Below are 18,887 nucleotides of genomic sequence, written 5' to 3'. Positions count from 1 at the left end.
GCAAAAAATAGCCCTAATATGGCAGCCCACGCGCACCTCTGATTTCGCTAGTTTTACGGGTTTATTCCATGCTTAAAAATCTCTCCCCCTTGCTCAGCGCCGACCTGCTGCACGTGCTGGCCTCTATGGGCCACGGCGACGAAATCGCCCTGGTGGATGCCAACTTTCCGGCCGCCACCCACGCCAAACGGCTGGTACACCTGCCCGGCGTGGATGCCACCCGGGTGCTGGATGCCGTGCTGTCGGTGCTGCCGCTAGACGACTTTGTGCCCGCTGCCGCCCACACCATGCAGGTGGTGGGCGATGCCAGCGCCGTGCCGCCTGCGGTGCAGGACTTTGCCGCCACCCTGGTACGCCACGGCGAGCAGCCGCCCGCCACGCTGGAGCGCTTCGCCTTCTACGCCCGCGCCGCCCAGGCCTTTGCCGTGGTGGCCACCGGGGAGACGCGGCTGTACGGCAATATTTTGCTGAAAAAAGGCGTCGTCCACTCGGCAGATTAACCCGCCACCAGCGCTGCCAGCTTGCGCACCGCCGCCTCCATCTGCTCGGCAGGCACCTGGGCATAGCCCAGCATCAACCCGTTCCACACCGGCCCGCTGCCGGGTACCGCATGCGCGCTCAGGGCGTGGGCCACGATGCCGTGCTGCAAGGCCTGGGCGCTGACGGCTACGTCGGACACCGCTGCGTCCAGCCCCAGCGCCAGGTGCATGCCCGCCGAGCCGCCCACCACCGCCACGCCCGGGCCAAAGTGCTGCACCAGCGCGCTGCGCAAGGCATCGCGCCGCTGCCGGTACAGGCGGCGCATGCGGCCCAGGTGGGTGGCGAACTGGCCGCTGCGCAAAAATTCTGCCAGCGCCAACTGGTCGGCCGCCCGCCCGCGCGGGGCCGACCGGGCCAGCCGCCGCTCCAGCGGGGCCACCAGGTGCTGCGGCACCACCATGAAGCCGATGCGCAGCGCCGGAAACAGGGTTTTGCTGAAGGTGCCCAGGTACAGCACCGGAGCAAAGGGCCGCAGCCCCTGCATGGCGGCCAGGGGCGGGCCGTCGTATCGGAATTCGCTGTCGTAGTCGTCTTCAATCACCAGTGCGCCGCAGGCCTGGGCCTGGGCCAGCAGTGCTAGCCGCCGGGGCAGGCTGAGCACGCTGCCCAGCGGGTACTGGTGCGACGGCGTGGTGTAGATGAGCTTGGGCGGGTGCTGCTGCCAGTCGGCGGCACTGGGGGCGATGCCGTCGGCATCCACCGCAATGCCATGCACCCGCAGCTCGGCGGCCTGGAAGGCGGTCAGCGCGCCCCGGTAGCCGGGGTTTTCCAGCCACACCGTGTCGCCCACATCGGCCAGCGCGTGGGCGCACAGGTCCAGGCTGCTTTGCGTGCCGTCGGTGATGAACACCTGGCGCGCCTCGCAGACCACGCCACGCGCCGCCCGCAGATGCTCGGCAATGGCTTCGCGCAGCAGCGGCTGACCGGCCGGGCCACCGTAGTTCAGCTGCACCGTGGACAGGCTGCGCCAGGCCCGGTCCATCTGCCGCCGCCAAGCCGCCAGCGGAAAGTCGGCCAGCGCGGGCACACCCGGAACGAAGGCCCCCATCCAGTGCGCCTCGGTCAGGGGTTCAAGCAGGGGTTCGCCGGTGTGGGCGCGGCGCGACAGCGTGGGCTGCGCCGCCGAGGGGGCTGTGCTGGCCCTCTGCGCGGTGTTCGCCAGCGGTTTGGCCAGCGCCAACTCGGCCACCCGCGTACCCCGGCGGTCGGGCTGCACATAGCCCTCGGTGGCCAGTTGCGCGTAGGCGTACAGCACGGTGTTGCGCGACACGCCCAGGTCGGCCGCCAGCTGCCGGGTGGCCAGCAGCCGCGTGCCCGCGCCCAGGGTGCCGCTGCGGATGGCAGCGCGCAGGCAGGCGTGCAATTGGCGCTGGCGCGGCCCCGCAGGGTGGCTGTGCAGGTGGTGGGCAAACAGCAGTGCGTAGTCCATAGATGGCTCTAAAAAATCAATAGTTTATGGCCCTAACTGTGGGGCCATACAAACCTATAGTGCGCCCACTTTTCACCGCTTTGAAAGCCCGCCATGACCGAAGCCCCCAGCGCCCGCACCCGCATCCGCCGCATCGCCGAAAACGCCGACTACCAGCGCAGCACGCTGTACGCCATCCTGGACGCGGCCTACGTGTGCCACATCGCCTTTGCCGACGCACAGGGCACGCACAACATTCCCACCGCCTGCTGGCGCATCGGCGCGCACTTGTACATCCACGGCTCCAACGGCGGGCGCTTGCTCAAGCTGCTGGCGGGCGGCACCCCGGCCTGCGTGGCCATCACCCATGTGGATGGACTGGTGCTGGCCCGCTCGGCCTTCAACCATTCGATGAACTACCGCTCGGCGGTGGTCTACGGCACGTTTGAGCGGGTGGCGTCCGATGCCGACAAGCGCGCCGCGATGGATGCCTTCATGGACCACATCGCACCGGGCCGCAACGCCGACATCCGCCAGGGCAGCGCCAAAGAATTCGCCGCCACCACGGTGATGCGCATCGCGCTGGACGAGGCGGTGTGCAAAGTCCGCACCGGCCCGCCGGTAGACGACGCAGAAGACATGGCCATCCCCGTGTGGACCGGTGTGCTCCCCCTGGTGCAGACCCGCGCTGCGCCGGTGCTGGACGCAGCTGGGCCGGGGGCGGTGCCGGGCTATGTGCGGGAGTGGGCGGAAGTTGCTACTGTTTAAGTAGCTATATGCGCATATTGCGTATGCGCTGGAGGCTTAAAACATGCCTCATTTATCTCAGGGCGCGATTTTTTCCAGGCAATACCCCAGCCCGCGCACCGTGGCGATGCGGATCGGGCCTTTCTCGATCTTCTTGCGCAGCCGGTAGATGTAGACCTCAATGGCGTTGACGCTGACCTCTTCGCCCCATTCGCACAGGCGCTCGATCAGCTGCTCTTTGCTCACCAGCCGCCCCACGCGCTGCAACAACACCTCCAGCAGGCCGAGTTCGCGGGCCGACAGTTCCAGGGGTTTGCCGTCGATGCTGGCCATGCGCCCGGCGTGGTCGTACAGCAGCGGGCCGTGCTGGATGCTGCTGCTGGCCACGCCCGCGCCGCGCCGGGCCAGGGCACGCACCCGGGCTTCCAGCTCTTGCAGCGAAAACGGCTTGGCCATGTAGTCGTCGGCCCCCAAGTCCAGGCCCTTGACGCGCTCTTCCACGCTGTCGGCCGCCGTCAAAATCAGCACCGGCAGCGACGAGCCCCGGGCGCGCAGGCGCTTCAACACCTCCAGGCCATGCATCTTGGGCAGGCCCAGGTCGAGGATCAGCAGGTCGAATTCGCGGTTGGTCAGCAGCGCGGCATCGGCCTCGGTGCCACTGGCCACATGGTCCACCGCAGCGCCCGATGCACGCAGGCCGCGCAACAGGCCGTCGGCTAAAACCTGGTCGTCTTCTGCAATCAAGATACGCATGCGGGTCTCCTCATTTTTGCGCGATTATGTAGCGTAGGCCTCCAAGCCCAACGCAACGACGGTCGCAATTTCGGTCCCTACAGCCTGGTGGAATTCTTCCTCGGCTTGCGCTACCGCATCCTGGAAGGCTTTGAGCCACGCCAGCCCGGTCGCCGTAAACACCACCCGGCGCGCCCGCGCGTCCAGCGGGTCAGGGGTGCGGGCCACCATGCCCCAGGCGGCGCACTGGTCCACCAGGTCACCCATCGCCTGCTTGCTCATGCCCGCCTGCGCCGCCAATTCGGTGAGCCGTGCGCCTTGCAGGGGCAAATGCCGAGTGATGTGGATGTGCGCCGCGCCCACCTGCGCACGGGCGGCCAGGTTGCCCAGCGCCAACGGCACGTCCACGTTGCGGGCCATTAGCTCCAGCACGCGGGCATCGAAGCGCTGTAGCGCAGCGGCCATCAAGCGGCCTAAATGCGTCTCGCGCCAACCTTGTTCAGCAGTGATGTTTGGCATTTTTTAATGGTAAGCCAAACTGACTAAAAAATCTATTGCAGAAACAATGGGTCGCCGTAAACTACTGTTCAAGCATCCAGCCTGTAGTTAACCGCAGGCTGTCCAGCCACCCATTTTTTCGAAAGACCCGCACCATGAACGCAGCCGTCAAAGCCCCGCCCGCAGCCCCCACCCCCGCAGCCCTGGCCGAAAAAGCCAAAGCCTTGCAAGCCGCGCTGGCGCAGATCGAAAAGCAGTTTGGCAAGGGCACCATCATGCGTCTGGGCGAGGGCGAGGTGATCGAGGACATCCAGGTGGTGTCCACCGGCTCGCTGGGTCTGGACATCGCGCTGGGCGTGGGCGGCCTGCCGCGTGGCCGCGTCATCGAAATCTACGGCCCCGAATCCAGCGGCAAAACCACGCTGACCCTGCAAGTCATTGCTGAAATGCAAAAGCTCGGCGGCACCTGCGCTTTTGTGGATGCCGAGCACGCGCTCGACACCCAGTACGCCCAAAACCTGGGCGTCAATCTGCAAGAAATGCTGATCAGCCAGCCCGACACCGGTGAGCAGGCGCTGGAAATTGTGGATTCGCTGGTGCGCTCTGGCGCGGTCGATCTGATCGTCATTGACTCGGTGGCCGCCCTTACGCCGAAGGCCGAGCTGGAAGGCGAAATGGGCGACAGCCTGCCCGGCCTGCAAGCCCGGTTGATGAGCCAGGCGCTGCGCAAGCTCACCGCCCACATCAAGAAGGCCAACTGCATGGTCATCTTCATCAACCAGATCCGCATGAAGATCGGCGTGATGTTCGGCTCGCCCGAAACCACCACCGGCGGCAACGCGCTGAAGTTCTACGCCTCGGTGCGCCTGGACATCCGCCGCACCGGCACCATCAAAAAGGGCGACGACGCGATCGGCAACGAGACCAAGGTCAAAGTGGTGAAGAACAAGGTGGCGCCCCCGTTCAAGACCGCCGAGTTCGACATTCTGTTTGGCGAAGGCATCAGCCGCCACGGCGAAATCATCGACATGGGTGTGGAGGCCAAGGTGATCGAAAAGTCGGGTGCCTGGTACGCCTACAACGGCGAAAAAATCGGCCAGGGCCGCGACAACGCCCGCGAATTTCTGCGCGAAAACCCCGGCCTGTCCACCGAGATCGAAAACAAAGTGCGCGAGTCGCTGGGCATCCCGCTGATCATCGTCGCCGCCGCACCGGCCGAACCCGCCAAAGAAAGCAAAAAAGCCAAAGCGGAAGGTAAAACTGAAGCCTAAATAGGGCTCTAGCGCATGTATTACCTGCGCTAGTAGCTATATAAATAATAGCAAATGGCTTTTACACCGTCCAAGGGCTTGGCGCCCATCAGCCTCAAAGGCCGGGCTCTGCGCCTGCTCAGTGGTCGCGAGTATTCGCGGGCCGAGCTGGAGCGCAAGCTGAAACCGTTTGAAGCAGTACCCGGCGAACTGGCCCAGGCGCTGGACGCACTGCAGGCCAAAGACTTCATCAACGAGCAGCGGGTGGTGGACTCGGTGCTGTACCGCCGTGCCGCCAAGCTGGGCACCGCCCGCATTCGCCAAGAGTTGCAAAGCAAGGGGCTGGAACCCGGCATGGTGCTGGACGCGGTGGCCAGCCTGCAAGACACCGAGCTGGCCCGCGCCCGCGAGGTCTGGCGCAAGAAGTTCGGCACCCCGCCGCTGGACGCCGCCGCCCGGGGCAAGCAGCAGCGGTTTTTGCTGGCCCGTGGCTTCTCGGGCGACGTGGTGCGCAAGGTGGTGGCGGGCGGGGACGAGGACGAGAGTTATTGAGGCCTATGCCCTGCCGTGGGACACGCGGGATTGGCGGGCGAGTGAGTCCACGATCACCGCAATCGCCAGCACCGCGCCGGTGATCATGTAACGCAGCGACGACGACAAGTCCAGCAGCGTCAGCCCGCTGGAGATCGACTGGATCACGATGATCCCCAGCAGCGCCGAATACGCACTGCCGCGCCCGCCAAACAGGCTGGTGCCGCCAATCACCGCTGCGGCAATCGCGTTCAGGTTTACGTCGCCGGTACCGGCCTGCTGGCTGGCCGATGCCAGGCGGGCCGAGGCCATCACCCCGCCAAAGGCCGCCAGCGAGGCACACAGCACGAACACGCTGGCGTAGATGCTGCGCACCTTGATACCGGCGCGGCGGGCCGCCTCGCGGTTGCCGCCCACGGCATGGACCATGCGGCCCCACTGGGTGCGGGTGAGGGCATAGTCCAGCCCCACCACCAGGCCAATAAAGATGCCAAACATCCACGGAATGCCCCGGTCCTGGTAGAAGTACAGCGCGATCAGCTCCAACACGATGGTGAGCACGGCGGTGCGCAGCACCAGGCGGCCCATCGACTCGGCAGACAAACCGGCGGCACGGCGACGGGCGGCGGTTTGCCGCCCCGCCAGAAACAGCACGATGCCTGCAATGGCCACCAGACCGTAGGCCACAAAGGCGGGCATGAACAGCGACTGGCCCAGGTTCACCAGCGGCGAGTCGTAGGGCAGGTTGATGGAGCCGGTGCCGCCCAGCACATACAACTGGGCACCCAGAATGGCCAGCAAACCGGCCAGCGTGGACACAAAGCTGGGCATGCCGAAGCGGTTGAACAGCTGCGCATAGACCAGGCCGATGACTGCGCCCGTGGCTACGGCGGCGGCAATGGCCCAGCCCACCGGCCAGCCGTGGTTGACCCACAGCACGCCGACGATGGCCGATGCAAAGCCGCTGACTGAGCCGACCGACAGGTCGATTTCACCGACCATCAAAATGCAGATGATGCCCAGCGAGATCACCCCGATGGTGGACGCATCGAACAGCATGTTGATCAGGTTGGTGCTGGACAGAAAGATCGGGTTGATGCTTTGAAACACCGTCCAGATGACGGCCAGGCCGACGATCACCGGCAGCGAGCCCAGGTCCCCGGCCTTGACCTTGTCGATGAAGGTACGGATGGCGCCGCCCACGCCGGTTTCGACCTGGTAGCGTTCGTCGCTGCGGTCCAGCAGCGGTGGGGCTTTCGCCACGGTTTGGGTAGACATTCTGGAGCCTTATGCGGTGTGGGTTTGTAAGGATTCGCGGCGCGAAGATCTTCGTGTTGTGCGGCGCGAAACAGAGTTGTCGGCGGCCCCGGTAATGGCACCCACCAGTTCGTGGTTGGATGCATCGGGCAGGAACACGCCGTTGTTTTTGCCCAGGCGCAGCACTACGATGCGGTCGGCCACAGCGCGCACGTCTTCCATGTTGTGGCTGATCATGACCACGCCCAGGCCCTTGTCGCGCACCCGTTCGATTAGGTCCAGCACCTCGGCGGTCTGGGCCACGCCCAGGGCGGCGGTGGGCTCGTCGAGCAGGATCAGCTTGGGCGAGAGCAGCAGCGAGCGGGCGATGGCCACCGTCTGGCGTTGGCCACCCGACAGCGCCGCCACCGGAATGCGCACGCTGGGGATGCGGGCCGACAGCTCGTTGAGCAGCTGCCAGGCCTTGACCTCCATGTCCACCTCGTTCAGGTGGAAGGGGCTGAGCTCTTTGCCCAGGAAGATATTGGCCACCACGTCCAGGTTCTCGCACAGCGCCAAGTCCTGGAACACGGTGGCAATGCCCAGTGCCAGCGAGGCACCGGGGTCGGCCAGCGTGACCGGCTGGCCGCAAAAGGCCATGCTGCCCGAGGTCGGCTGGTGTACGCCGGACAAGATCTTGACCAGTGTGGATTTGCCGGCACCGTTGTCGCCCACCAAGGCCACCACCTCGCCCGCATGCACGTCAAGATCGATATCGGTCAGCGCGGCCACGGCGCCGAAGCGCTTGGTGATGCCACGCAGGCTCAGGACCAGCTCGCGTGCTGGCGTGGAAGTTTGCATTGGTTGGGTTGTCATGGCGCTGTACCTGCAGGTTTACTTGGTGATGCCGAGCTTCTTGCAGCCGTCGGCGTAACGGTCCACGCACAACACGGCAGCGGTCTGGATCGGTTTGCCGCTAACCATCTTGTCGATGATTTCTGCCTTCAGGTTGCCAGCCACCACCACGGCGGGGGTGAACAGCTGCGAAGGGGTGTCGTACAGCATCATCTCGGCCTTGGGCGTTTCGCCTGCCAGCAGCTTCACCACGACCTGCGCGGCTGCGGCGGCGACGATTTCGCTGGGTTTGGAGATGGTGTTGTACTGGTCACCGGCAATGATGAGTTGCAGCGCCGCGATGGTGGCGTCGTTGCCGGACACCGGTGGCACGGGGTTCACGCCCGCCGCCTTAAAGGCCGCAATCGCGCCGCCGCCGGTGCCGTCATTGGCCGCCACCACGCCCACGATCTGTTTGCCGAAGCGCGCGATCTGGCCGCTTACCCACTGCTGGGCCTTGGCGGGCACCCAGTCGGGGGTGTCGTATTCGGCCAAAATTTTGTAGCCGCTGTTGTCCAGCCCGGCGTGGATACCCTTCTTGATCAGGCCCGCCGCCGCATCGGTGGGCGAGCCGTTGACCTGCAGTACACCGCCTTCGCCCGGCTTCACGCCGGCAGCTTTGAGGCGCGCCACCAGCGAGTCGGCAATGGCTTTGCCTATGCCTTCGTTGTTGAACGACACGTAGTAGTCGGCCTTGGCGGCGGGAATCGGGCGGTCATAGGCCACCACTTTGATGCCCTTGGCCTGGGCCTGCTTGACCAGCGAGGCGGCGGCGGTGGAGTCCACCGGGTCCAGCACGATGGCTTTCACGCCCTGCGAAATCATGGCGTTGAACTGCTGCTGCTGGCGCGATGCGTCGCCGTCGGCGTTTTGGTAGAGCACTTCGCAGGCGGCGCAGAGCTTTTTCATCTCTGCCTTGAAGCCGGGGCTGTCGTGCTCTTCGTAGCGGGTGGACGACTGGTCGGGCATCAGGAACGCGATCTTGGCGGGGGCGATGGTCTGGGCGTACAAAGCAGTGCTGCCCAGGACGACGGCGGTCAGGGATGCAAGGCGGGTCAGGGTGCGAATTTTCATGTCTATCTCCGGTTTATGTAGTTGGTTTTCTCGAAAGCAGTATGGGGTTTTCAGGGCATGGGCGGGAGATTCCTTCCATAGTTGGGTAGTTGCACAATCGATTGAGCTTCAAGACAAAATGGCGGGCTTGGCGGTGCTGTCCACACTGATCTGGCGCAGCTGGTGCATTACCGGCTTCAAGGTGGGGTACAGCGCCACATACAACTTAAACAGCGCGGCATAGGTGCTGCGGGCAGGCTCCTGCGGCTGGGCGCGGGGGGTCAATTGCACCCAGCCCTTGCGTACCGTGGCGGCATCGATCAGGCCCACACCAAAAGCCGCCAGTTGCGCGGCCCCCAGCGAGGCTTCGACTTCCTCGGCGATGGTGAACACCGGGCGGCCGGTCACGTCGGCAATGATCTGCATCCACAGGTCGGACTGGCTAGCCCCGCCAACGATGGTGATGGCCTGGTCCAGCGGGTGGCCGTCTAGCGTGCCGGTTTCGATGTTGTGGTGCAGCGCGTAGGCAATGCCCTCCAGCACGGCACGGTACAGGTGGGCGCGGCCATGGTGCAGGCCCAGGCCGATGAAGGCTCCGCTGGCCTTGGCATCCCACAAGGGGCTGCGCTCGCCCATCAGGTAGGGCAAAAACAGCAGCGCATCCGAGCCGCTGGGCAGGCCGCTGGCGGCGGCTTCCAGCAGCCCATGCGGGTCCACGCCCTGGGCGCGCCCGGCGGCAATCTCGGCCTGGCAAAAGTTCTCGCGGAACCAGCTCACGCTGGCCCCGGCGGTGATGGCACCGCCAAACACGTACAGGTCTTCCATGCCGTTGAACACATGCGGCATGCTGATCAGGCCGTGGCGCGCATCCACCTGCTGGCGGATGGTGCCCCAAGCCATGCTGGTGCCGATCATGCCGACGTGGTTGCCGGGTTGCGTGGCTCCGGCGGCCAGGGTGGCCACGGCAGCATCCACGCCCCCGGCGATCACCGGCAGGCCCACGGGCAGGCCCAATTCTTCCGCCCAATGGGGTAGCAGCGGGCCGACCACATCGCTCGATGCCACCAAGCGGTCCGGCATCATGCGGCGCGGAATGCCCAGCATGGCCAAGGCTTCGTCAGACCAGCAACGGCGTGCCAGGTCGTACACGCCGCCGATGTTGCCGGCCGAGCTGTGGTCCACCGCCACCTGCCCGGTGAGGGCGGCGTTGATGAAGCTGTTGGGCGGCAAAAACTGCGCGGTTTGGGCCCACACCGTGGGTTCGTTATCGCGCAGCCAGAGCATCTTGGTGTAGCCGTAGTAGCTGTCCACGCCGTTGCCGGTGATGTCGAACAGGCGCTCGATGTCTACGGTGCTGCGCACCCAGTCCACCTGCGCCTGGGCGCGGCGGTCCATCCAGATCAGGCAGGGGTAGAGGGCTTTGCCGTCTGCATCCACCGGGATGCCCGAGCCGCCGTACAAACTGCTGATACATATGCTTTTGATAGCAGTCTGCGCAGGTGCTACCTGCGCTAGCACCCCTTTTATGCATAAAACTACCGCGTCCATCCAGACGCTGGGCCACTGCTGGGCCCACAGCGGCGCCGGGGTTTCGACCTGGTAGCTCTGGCTGTGCGTGGCGATGATGCGGCCATCGGCGCGCACCAGCACGGCCTTGGTGCTTTGGGTGCCTACATCGACACCAATGACGTAGGACGTACGCAGCGCCCCTGTATCGCCCTGTGGGCGTACAGGGGGAGCTTGCGTAAGTCCTGTCACGTTCTGCTCTGCGTGCGCCATGCTCACACCTTGCCGGGTTGCAGCAGCACTTTGATCGAGTCCAGCGAGTTGGCCAGCTTGAACGCCTCCTCCCAGTCGCTGAGCGCAAAGCTGTGCGTGACGATGCCGCGCGAGGTGAGCAGGCCACGCGCCATCAGGTCGATGGCGATGGGGTAGCAGTACGGGCCCAGGTGGGCACCGCGTACGTCCAGCTCTTTGCGGTCGCCGATGATGGACCAGTCGGCGCTGGTCTCTTTGCCAAACACGCTGAACTCCACAAACCGGCCCAGCTTGCGGATCACGTCCAGCCCCTGGGTTACGCCTGCGGGCACGCCGGTGGTTTCGATGTACACGTCGCAGCCGTAGCCTTCGGTCAGGCCGTGGATGATCTCTTTGGCGTTCTGGGTGGCGGGATTGATCACCACGTCGGCCCCAAAGGCCAAGGCCAGCGCCAGCCGCTCGGGCACCAGGTCGATCACCACCAGCTTCTTGGGGGTCTTGAGCTTGGCCACCTGCACCATGCCCAGGCCCAGCGGCCCGGCACCGGCAATGACCACCACGTCGTCGAGCTGGATGTCGCCCCGGTTGACGGTGTGGATGGCGCAGGCCATGGGTTCGATCATGGCTGCGTCGTTCAGCGAAATGCCGTCGGGAATCTTGTGTACCCGCGCCGTGGCGGGCAGGCGCATGAAGTCGGCCATACCGCCATCGGCCACGAGGCGCTGGAAGCCAAAGATGTTGTGTACTTCGCACATGTGGTACTTGCCGGAGGTGCAGTAGCGGCACTTGCCGCAGGGCACGATCTGCTCGGCAATCACCCGGTCGCCGATGGCCACGCCAAAGTGGGCTTCGGCACCTGGCCCGGCTTCCACCACGTAGCCAAAAAATTCATGCCCGGCCACCACTGGCGGCTTGACCCAGGAAGGCTGGCCGTTGCCGCCCCAGAACATGGCCGCGCCCGAATGGCATTTGCAGTCGCTGGCGCAGATGCCGCAGGCTGCTATCTGGATCACCAGCTCGTGCGGGCCGGCGACGGGGGTGGGGATGGTCTCAAGCCGGTAGTCCAGCGGGCCGTGGCAGACCACGGCTTGCATGTCGGCAGGGGAAGAGGTTGTCATGGAAGAACCTTGCATTGGATGGAGTTGCACAATCGATGGTGCAATCTTAGGCATTGTGAAAATTTGCGCACCCGGCATTTACCCTAACAAGAGATAAATACTTCCCCACCGGGTTTGGGCCGACGGTGATGGAGGGGCGGTTATGCTTGAACCCGCCCTAACCTAGAGTCTCTGCACCGCCCCATGGTCACCCGCAAATCCACCATTTACGACCTGGCCAAGCTGGCCGATGTGTCGGCCTCCACCGTCAGTGCCATCCTCAATGGCACCTGGAAAGAGCGCCGCATCGCCGCCAAAACGGTAGAGAAAGTGCAGCAACTGGCGGCCGAGCAGCAGTACACCTTGAACCGCCAGGCCAGCGGTCTGCGCACCAGCAAATCCGGCCTGATCGGCATGCTGATACCGCTGCACGACAACCGTTTTTTCAGCAGCATGGCGCAGACCTTCGAGACGCTGGCCCGGGCCCGGGGCCTGTACCCCATCGTGGTCAGCACCCTGCGCGACCCGGCGCTGGAGGTGGAGACGGTGGGCGCGCTGATCTCCTACCGCATCGAGTCGCTGCTGGTGGTGGGTGCCACCGATCCTGACGCAGTGAGCCGCCTGTGCGCCAGCCACCATGTGGCGCATGTCAACATCGACTTGCCCGGCACGCTGGCCAGCTCGGTCATCAGCGACAACTACTGGGGGGCGCAGCAGCTCACGGAGTGCCTAGTGGCGCATTCACAACCGCAGCGGGCGGCGCGGCGCAACAAGCTGTATTTTTTAGGCGGTGTGGCCAGCGACTACGCCACCCGCCGCCGTATCGACGGCTTTACCGACACCCTGGCGGCCCAATTTGGCCCCACCGACCCGGCGCAAATTGTGGCCTGCGGCTACGAGGCCCACTTGGCCGAAGCGGCGGTGCAGGCCCTGTACCAGCGCCTGGGTGGCCTGCCGCGTGCGCTGTTCGTCAACTCGACCATTGCGCTGGAGGGCGTGACGCGCTTTCTGAAAACCCTGCCCGATGCCGAGCTGGCCCTGTGTACTTTTGGCTGCTTCGACTGGGACCCGTTTGCCGCCTACCTGCGCTTCCCGCTGTGGATGGTGCGCCAGGACATCGAGGGCCTGCTGGGCGGAGCGTTTGACATTCTGGACGCAGGCAGCTACGCCGAAGGCCAGGTGGTGGAGATCAAGCCCGCGCTGCTGAGCATGTAGCCATACTCTTAAGCCTTTTAGGGCTATAACGCATATAGAACAAGCGCCATAAGCTATTAAAAATATAGCAAAACCTTACAGCCCAAGCATCAATTGCAGGTTCTGCACCGCTGCGCCGCTGGCACCTTTGCCCAGGTTGTCCAGGCGAGCGATCAGCACCGCGTGGTGGTGGGTGGGGTTGCCGAAAACGCGCAGCTCCATCTTGTTGGTGTTGACCAGGGCGGTGGCATCCAGCTTGCCGCTGTCACCGGGGGCCTCCACCGTAACCCAGGTGCTGCCAGCGTAGTGCGCAGCCAGGGCATTGTGCAGGTCTTGCGCAGTGGGTTGGCCGGGCAGCAGGTCGAGGTGCAGAGGCAATTGCACCAGCATGCCTTGCGCAAAATTGCCCACCGACGGCACAAAAATCGGCCGCCGGGTCAGACCGGTATAGCGCATGATTTCTGGCAAATGCTTGTGCGACAGGCCCAGCGCGTAGGTTTCAAACAGTGGGGCTTCACCGCGCTCGTAGGCCTCCATCATGCTGCGCCCCCCCCCCGAATAGCCGCTGACCGAGGGCAGGGCCAGAGCGCTGTCCGGGCTTATAAAACCGGCATCCACCAGCGGGCGGATCAGGGCAATCGCGCCGGTGGCGTAGCAGCCGGGATTGCCCACCCGGTCGGCTTTGGCCACGGCTTCTTGCTGGCCGGCTACCAACTCGGGAAAGCCGTAGACCCAGCCCGGTGCGGTGCGGTGGGCGGTAGATGCGTCAATGATTTTGGGCTTGCGGCCGGGCAAACTGTCGATCATGGCGACCGATTCAAGGGCTGCATCGTCGTGCAGGCACAAGATCACCAGATCCACCTCGGCCATCAGCGCACGTTTGGCGGCGGGGTCTTTGCGCAGCGCAGGGGCAATGCTGACGACCTCGATCTGCGGCATGGTTTGTAGGCGTTCACGGATTTGCAAACCGGTGGTTCCGGCTTCGCCATCGATAAAAATTTTGGGCATGGGGAGGGGTCCTGGTCGGCAAGTTGTCAGACAGCACAATATTGGTGCGCTGCAACATGATACATTCGCGGGTTGACAAAACGGGGCCCTTTTGTGCAGTTTTACCTGTACAGACGGGCAAAAATCCATCCATTCCTGAGAGAGCCCTCATGAAGATTCACGAATACCAAGGCAAGGAAATCTTGCGCAATTTTGGTGTCCCGGTGCCCAAGGGCATTCCGGCATTCACCGTGCAAGAAGCGGTGGAAGCCGCCCAAAAACTCGGCGGCCCTGTGTGGGTGGTCAAGGCCCAAATCCACGCCGGTGGACGCGGCAAGGGCGGCGGCGTCAAGCTGGCCCGTTCGATCGAAGAAGTCAAGCAACTCGCTACCGAAATTCTCGGCATGCAGCTGATCACGCACCAAACCGGCCCCCTGGGCCAAAAGGTCCGTCGCCTGCTGATCGAAGACGGTGCTGACATCCAGAAGGAATACTACGTGTCGGCCGTGACCGACCGTGCCACCCAAAAAGTGGCCTTCATTGTGTCCAGCGAAGGCGGCATGGACATTGAAGAAGTGGCCCATTCGACCCCCGAAAAAATCACCACCGATTTCGTCGATCCTGCTGTGGGCATGACGGAAGAGCTGGGCAAGAAGTTGGCCGACGCGATTGGCGTGCCTGCGGGCTCCACCGCCCAGGCCGTGGACGTGCTGCAAAAGCTCTACAAGATCTACATGGACACCGATGCGTCCCTGGTCGAGATCAACCCACTGATCCTGGAAGGCAACGGCAACATCAAGGCTTTGGACGCCAAGTTCAACTTTGACCCGAACGCGCTGTTCCGCCACCCCGAAATCGTGGCCTACCGCGATCTGGACGAAGAAGACGCAGCCGAAGTCGAAGCCTCGAAGTTCGACCTGGCCTACATCAGCCTGGACGGCAACATCGGCTGCCTGGTGAATGGCGCTGGCTTGGCAATGGCCACCATGGACACCATCAAGTTGTACGGCGCTGAGCCTGCCAACTTCCTGGACGTGGGCGGCGGCGCTACCCCCGAGAAGGTCACCGAAGCCTTCAAGATCATGCTGAAGAACCCAAAGGTCGAGGCCATCATGGTCAACATCTTCGGCGGCATCATGAAGTGCGACACCATCGCCACCGGCGTGATCACTGCCTGCAAGGCCGTGAACCTGTCCGTGCCACTGGTGGTGCGCATGAAGGGTACCAACGAAGACTTGGGCAAGAAGATGCTGGCCGAGTCCGGCCTGCCCATCATCAGTGCAGACACCATGGCCGATGCGGCCCAAAAAGTGGTTGCTGCGGTCAAAGCGGCTGCTAAGGAATAAGCAATGTCTATCTACATCAACAAAGACACCAAGGTCATCACCCAAGGTATTACCGGCAAGACCGGCCAGTTCCACACCGAAAAGTGCCAGGAATACGCCAACGGTAAAAACTGCTTCGTCGCAGGCGTGAACCCCAAGAAGGCGGGCGAGTCGATTTTCGGCATCCCAATTTTTGCTTCGGTCAAAGAAGCGGCCGTCGATACCGGCGCTACCGTGTCGGTGATCTACGTGCCACCGGCCGGTGCCGCTGCCGCCATCTGGGAAGCTGTTGAAGCCGACCTGGACCTGGCCATCTGCATCACCGAAGGCATCCCGGTCAAGGACATGCTGGAACTGCGTAACCGCATGAAGGCCAAGGAAGCCGCTGGCGGCAAGAAGACCCTGCTGCTGGGCCCTAACTGCCCCGGCCTGATCACGCCTGACGAAATCAAGATCGGCATCATGCCCGGCCACATCCACCGCAAGGGTCGGATTGGCGTGGTTAGCCGCTCTGGCACGTTGACCTACGAAGCCGTGGCGCAATTGACCGAAATCGGCCTGGGCCAGTCCAGCGCCGTCGGCATCGGTGGCGACCCGATCAACGGTTTGAAGCACATCGACGTGATGCGCGCGTTCAACGACGATCCTGATACCGACGCGGTCATCATGATCGGCGAAATCGGTGGTCCAGACGAAGCCGAAGCCGCCCGCTGGTGCAAGCTGAACATGAAGAAGCCGATTGTTGGCTTCATCGCTGGCGTGACCGCGCCCCCCGGCAAGCGCATGGGCCACGCCGGTGCGCTGATCTCCGGCGGTGCCGACACGGCCGATGCCAAGCTGGCAGTGATGGAAGAGTGTGGCTTTACCGTTACGCGCAATCCGTCCGAAATGGCCAAGCTGCTGAAGGCTTTGCTGAAGTAAGGCTTCTGCCCGTCCAGGTCTGGCGGCACTAACAGGTGCGCCAGACCAGACACCCCCCAGGCTTGGTATTGCGGTTATCCACAGTGCCAGGCCCTATTTTTTTGGGGGAAAATTCAGTTTCTCGGCGTACTGCGCCCCTTTTCATACGGACTGGCATGCGCCTGGGCGGAGTACCCCAGGCGCGGCAAGTTGCACCACTCTAAGGACCCCCATGGAAGAATTCCTCACCGCCCATTTCTGGCTGGCTGTCGGCCAAATCATCATGATCGACATCTTGCTGGGCGGCGACAACGCCGTGGTGATTGCCTTGGCTTGCCGGGGCCTGCCCGCTGCACAGCGCACCAAAGGCATTTTGTGGGGCACCGTGGGTGCAATCGTTCTGCGCGTGATCCTGATCGCCTTTGCCTTGTCGCTGCTACAAGTGCCCTTCCTCAAACTGGTCGGGGCCATTTTGCTGCTGTGGATCGGTATCAAGCTTTTGGTGCCAGAAGACGACGGCGGACATGACAACATCAAGTCCAGCGACAAGCTGTGGGCTGCCGTGAAAACCGTGATCGTGGCCGATCTGGTGATGAGCATCGACAACGTCATCGCCATTGCCGGTGCCGCACAAGGTGCCGGTGAGACGCACCAGTTGCCGCTGGTTATCTTTGGCCTGCTGGTGAGCATCCCCATCATTGTGGGTGGTAGCCAGATTGTGCTGAAGCTGATGGACCGCTTCCCGCTCATCATCACAGTCGGTGGCATGCTGCTGGGCTGGATTGCGGGCACTATGGCCCATTCCGACCCGGCCCTGGTGCAATACCTGCCACAAGACAAAAACTGGCACTACGCGTTTGGTATTGCAGGCGCATTGCTGGTGCTAGCCGTGGGTAAATTGATGCAGCGCAAGGCGTTAACCAAAGCGGAATAAGCCAGGCCACCCGGTTGTACCCAACACGGGTAGGCCGTTAATCCGTAAAAACAGCCCCGTCGGGGCTGTTTTTACGGATAGTATGTAACAAAATATATCAAAAAGTGTGCGATGGTGACTTGTTGGGCTAAATTGCGTCTGCGAGGAAACCCAACCCGAGCGCTGTTCGCCTTGCTATCCTCGCCGCCGATGGTCAACACCCCACATGCGGTCTCTACTACCCCTGAAGTTAGCCTGACAAAAAAGATGATGTACGAGTTCTGCACGCAAACCCATGCTGGATTGTTGCGTGAAAATAATGAAGATGCCGTGGCTTTTGACGCCCCGAGCGGCGTAGCCGTTTTGGCCGATGGCATGGGTGGCTATAACGCGGGTGAAGTCGCCAGCAGCATGGCCACCACCTTTATCCAGGAAGAATTAGGACACTGGCTGCTCGATGCGGGACTGCAAGCCAATGGCAAAGAGGTGCGACGCGCCATCGACATTTGCGTCTACAACGCCAATTTGGCCGTTTTTACGGCGGCCAACACCCATAAAGAGTACGCAGGTATGGGCACCACGCTGGTGGTCGGCGTATTCCAAGAGTCCCGCTTGCTGCTAGGGCATATTGGCGATTCGCGCTGCTACCGATTTCGGGACAACGCATTGGTGCAAATCACCAAAGACCATTCTTTATTACAAGAGCAGCTGGATGCCGGTTTGATTACCCCAGCGCAGGCAGCCGTATCCACCAACAAAAATCTGGTCACCCGGGCCTTGGGCATTGAAGACAATGTGGCACTGGAAATACATGAACACACGGTGGAAGAAGGTGATGTGTATTTAATGTGTTCGGATGGACTGTCCGACATGGTGGACGATGCTCCAATCGCACGTATCATGGAATCCGACGCATCACTGGAACAAAAAGCACGCCAACTCATCAGCGTCGCCAATGCGCACGGTGGACGGGATAACATCACCGTGTTGCTGGCCTATGCCGTAGCAGGAATTCCCAAACGGGGCCTCATGTCCCGGCTGTTGGGCAACTAACCCCCCTCATTACGATTGCCAAATCTATGAACCGCCACAGGAGCCGAGCATGCCGAAACTGATCGTATCGATCGACGGCGTGGTCATCAAAGAAGTGCAGTTGACCAAAGACCGAACGACTTTAGGTCGGCGGCCTTATAACGACATCGTTATCGATAATTTAGCGGTTAGTGGCGAGCACGCAGTGGTCTTGATGGTGGGCCACGAGGTGCACCTGGAAGACCTCAACAGCACCAACGGCACCTATATCAATGGCAAAGCTGCCCGCAAACAGATTTTGCAAAATAACGATCTGGTGGAAGTGGGCAAGTACAAGCTTAAGTTCATCAACGAAACGACCGAAACCGGCTTTGAGAAAACCACTATGGCCAGGCCTGGCATGTTGGGCACCCAGCAGCCAACCTCCGGCTCTGGCAACTTGAACCGGCGGGCTACCGACCATTCGGCCCCCATACCGCTGGCCGATGCCGAAACCATCAACCTGAACCATGCTGCTATCAAAGTCTTAACCGGTGCAGCGGCTGGGCGCGAGGTCACACTCACCAAAGTCGTCACCACCTTGGGCAAACCCGGTGTAGCGGTTGCCGCCATCACCCGCCGCCCCCACGGCTACGTGGTGGGGCATGTGGAAGGCAGCGAGCTGCCGACGCTGAATGCCACCCCAATCGGAGCAACCCCCGTAGCCCTCAAACATGGGGATGTTCTGCATCTAGCCGGCACCCAGATGCAATTTATCCAGTCGTAATACCGCAGTACGGCTGAGAGAGGCGG

General features: G+C 62.9%; 19 protein-coding genes. 10 read left to right on the top strand and 9 right to left on the bottom strand.

Translation table 11 applies throughout. The features are described 5' to 3' along the window. Positions 1–68: 68 nt before the first annotated feature. A complete protein-coding gene (locus AC0969_RS14905; RefSeq protein WP_479624933.1) occupies positions 69–500 on the top strand; it encodes an RbsD/FucU family protein in 432 nt (143 codons plus the stop codon). On the opposite strand, the gene pdxR is transcribed toward AC0969_RS14905, so the two are convergent. Beyond that, positions 497–1,969, bottom strand: coding sequence for a MocR-like pyridoxine biosynthesis transcription factor PdxR (gene pdxR, locus AC0969_RS14900; RefSeq protein ID WP_479624932.1), 1,473 nt, complete (start codon positions 1,967–1,969; stop codon positions 497–499). The two genes, AC0969_RS14905 and pdxR, sit on opposite strands and share 4 nt — an antisense overlap. Positions 1,970–2,062: 93 nt before the next feature. On the opposite strand from pdxR, the gene AC0969_RS14895 reads away from it, so the two are divergent. Then, positions 2,063–2,716: a pyridoxamine 5'-phosphate oxidase family protein gene (locus AC0969_RS14895; RefSeq protein ID WP_479624931.1), complete on the top strand. Its 654-nt coding sequence runs from the start codon at positions 2,063–2,065 to the stop codon at positions 2,714–2,716. A 57-nt stretch (positions 2,717–2,773) separates the two neighbouring features. On the opposite strand, the gene AC0969_RS14890 is transcribed toward AC0969_RS14895, so the two are convergent. Next, entirely contained in the window at positions 2,774–3,448 is a 675-nt protein-coding gene (locus AC0969_RS14890; protein WP_479624930.1) for a response regulator, read from the bottom strand. Positions 3,449–3,472: 24 nt separating this feature from the next. Continuing rightward, the gene (locus AC0969_RS14885) at positions 3,473–3,946 is read right to left on the bottom strand and encodes a MarR family winged helix-turn-helix transcriptional regulator (RefSeq protein ID WP_479624929.1); all 474 of its coding nucleotides are present in this window, start codon (positions 3,944–3,946) and stop codon (positions 3,473–3,475) included. Positions 3,947–4,080: 134 nt separating this feature from the next. On the opposite strand from AC0969_RS14885, the gene recA reads away from it, so the two are divergent. Together recA and recX are read left to right on the top strand one after the other, a co-directional pair. Then, on the top strand, positions 4,081–5,196 hold the full coding sequence (gene recA, locus AC0969_RS14880; RefSeq protein WP_479624928.1) for a recombinase RecA: 1,116 nt from the start codon (positions 4,081–4,083) through the stop codon (positions 5,194–5,196). Positions 5,197–5,250: 54 nt separating this feature from the next. After that, positions 5,251–5,727, top strand: a complete 477-nt coding sequence (gene recX, locus AC0969_RS14875; protein WP_479624927.1) for a recombination regulator RecX — start codon at positions 5,251–5,253, stop codon at positions 5,725–5,727. 3 nt (positions 5,728–5,730) lie between these two features. On the opposite strand, the gene AC0969_RS14870 is transcribed toward recX, so the two are convergent. The 5 genes from AC0969_RS14870 to AC0969_RS14850 form a co-directional block, all read right to left on the bottom strand. Continuing rightward, complete coding sequence (locus AC0969_RS14870) at positions 5,731–6,984, bottom strand: sugar ABC transporter permease (RefSeq protein ID WP_479624926.1); 1,254 nt, start codon at positions 6,982–6,984, stop codon at positions 5,731–5,733. 9 nt (positions 6,985–6,993) lie between these two features. Beyond that, the gene (locus AC0969_RS14865) at positions 6,994–7,818 is read right to left on the bottom strand and encodes an ATP-binding cassette domain-containing protein (RefSeq protein WP_479624925.1); all 825 of its coding nucleotides are present in this window, start codon (positions 7,816–7,818) and stop codon (positions 6,994–6,996) included. A gap of 18 nt (positions 7,819–7,836) precedes the next feature. Further along, the gene (locus AC0969_RS14860) at positions 7,837–8,910 is read right to left on the bottom strand and encodes an ABC transporter substrate-binding protein (RefSeq protein ID WP_479624924.1); all 1,074 of its coding nucleotides are present in this window, start codon (positions 8,908–8,910) and stop codon (positions 7,837–7,839) included. A 108-nt stretch (positions 8,911–9,018) separates the two neighbouring features. Further along, a complete protein-coding gene (locus AC0969_RS14855) occupies positions 9,019–10,668 on the bottom strand; it encodes an FGGY-family carbohydrate kinase (protein ID WP_479624923.1) in 1,650 nt (549 codons plus the stop codon). A 2-nt stretch (positions 10,669–10,670) separates the two neighbouring features. Then, a complete protein-coding gene (locus AC0969_RS14850; RefSeq protein ID WP_479624922.1) occupies positions 10,671–11,765 on the bottom strand; it encodes an alcohol dehydrogenase catalytic domain-containing protein in 1,095 nt (364 codons plus the stop codon). Between the two features lie 183 nt (positions 11,766–11,948). On the opposite strand from AC0969_RS14850, the gene AC0969_RS14845 reads away from it, so the two are divergent. Then, positions 11,949–12,959 (top strand): LacI family DNA-binding transcriptional regulator, encoded by a 1,011-nt coding sequence (locus AC0969_RS14845; RefSeq protein WP_479624921.1) that lies wholly within the window; start codon positions 11,949–11,951, stop codon positions 12,957–12,959. A gap of 75 nt (positions 12,960–13,034) precedes the next feature. Here AC0969_RS14845 and argC read toward each other — a convergent pair whose 3' ends face one another. Next, positions 13,035–13,946: an N-acetyl-gamma-glutamyl-phosphate reductase gene (gene argC / locus AC0969_RS14840; RefSeq protein WP_479624920.1), complete on the bottom strand. Its 912-nt coding sequence runs from the start codon at positions 13,944–13,946 to the stop codon at positions 13,035–13,037. A 149-nt stretch (positions 13,947–14,095) separates the two neighbouring features. On the opposite strand from argC, the gene sucC reads away from it, so the two are divergent. The 5 genes from sucC (at position 14,096) to AC0969_RS14815 (ending at position 18,861) form a co-directional block, all read left to right on the top strand. Then, a complete protein-coding gene (gene sucC / locus AC0969_RS14835; protein ID WP_479624919.1) occupies positions 14,096–15,271 on the top strand; it encodes an ADP-forming succinate--CoA ligase subunit beta in 1,176 nt (391 codons plus the stop codon). Positions 15,272–15,274: 3 nt separating this feature from the next. Beyond that, positions 15,275–16,171 carry a succinate--CoA ligase subunit alpha gene (sucD, locus tag AC0969_RS14830; protein WP_315245276.1) on the top strand — a complete coding sequence of 299 codons (897 nt, stop codon included), beginning with the start codon at positions 15,275–15,277 and terminating at the stop codon, positions 16,169–16,171. A gap of 211 nt (positions 16,172–16,382) precedes the next feature. Beyond that, entirely contained in the window at positions 16,383–17,084 is a 702-nt protein-coding gene (locus AC0969_RS14825; protein WP_479624918.1) for a TerC family protein, read from the top strand. Between the two features lie 246 nt (positions 17,085–17,330). After that, positions 17,331–18,116, top strand: a complete 786-nt coding sequence (locus AC0969_RS14820) for a Stp1/IreP family PP2C-type Ser/Thr phosphatase (RefSeq protein WP_479624961.1) — start codon at positions 17,331–17,333, stop codon at positions 18,114–18,116. 49 nt (positions 18,117–18,165) lie between these two features. Continuing rightward, entirely contained in the window at positions 18,166–18,861 is a 696-nt protein-coding gene (locus AC0969_RS14815; protein WP_479624917.1) for an FHA domain-containing protein, read from the top strand. The last annotated feature ends 26 nt before the right edge of the window (positions 18,862–18,887 follow it).

The sequence above is a fragment of the Rhodoferax sp. LB1P47 genome (assembly GCF_056521445.1).
The sequence above is the reverse complement of the archived record's forward strand: the minus strand, read 5'-3'. Positions and strand labels throughout refer to the sequence as shown.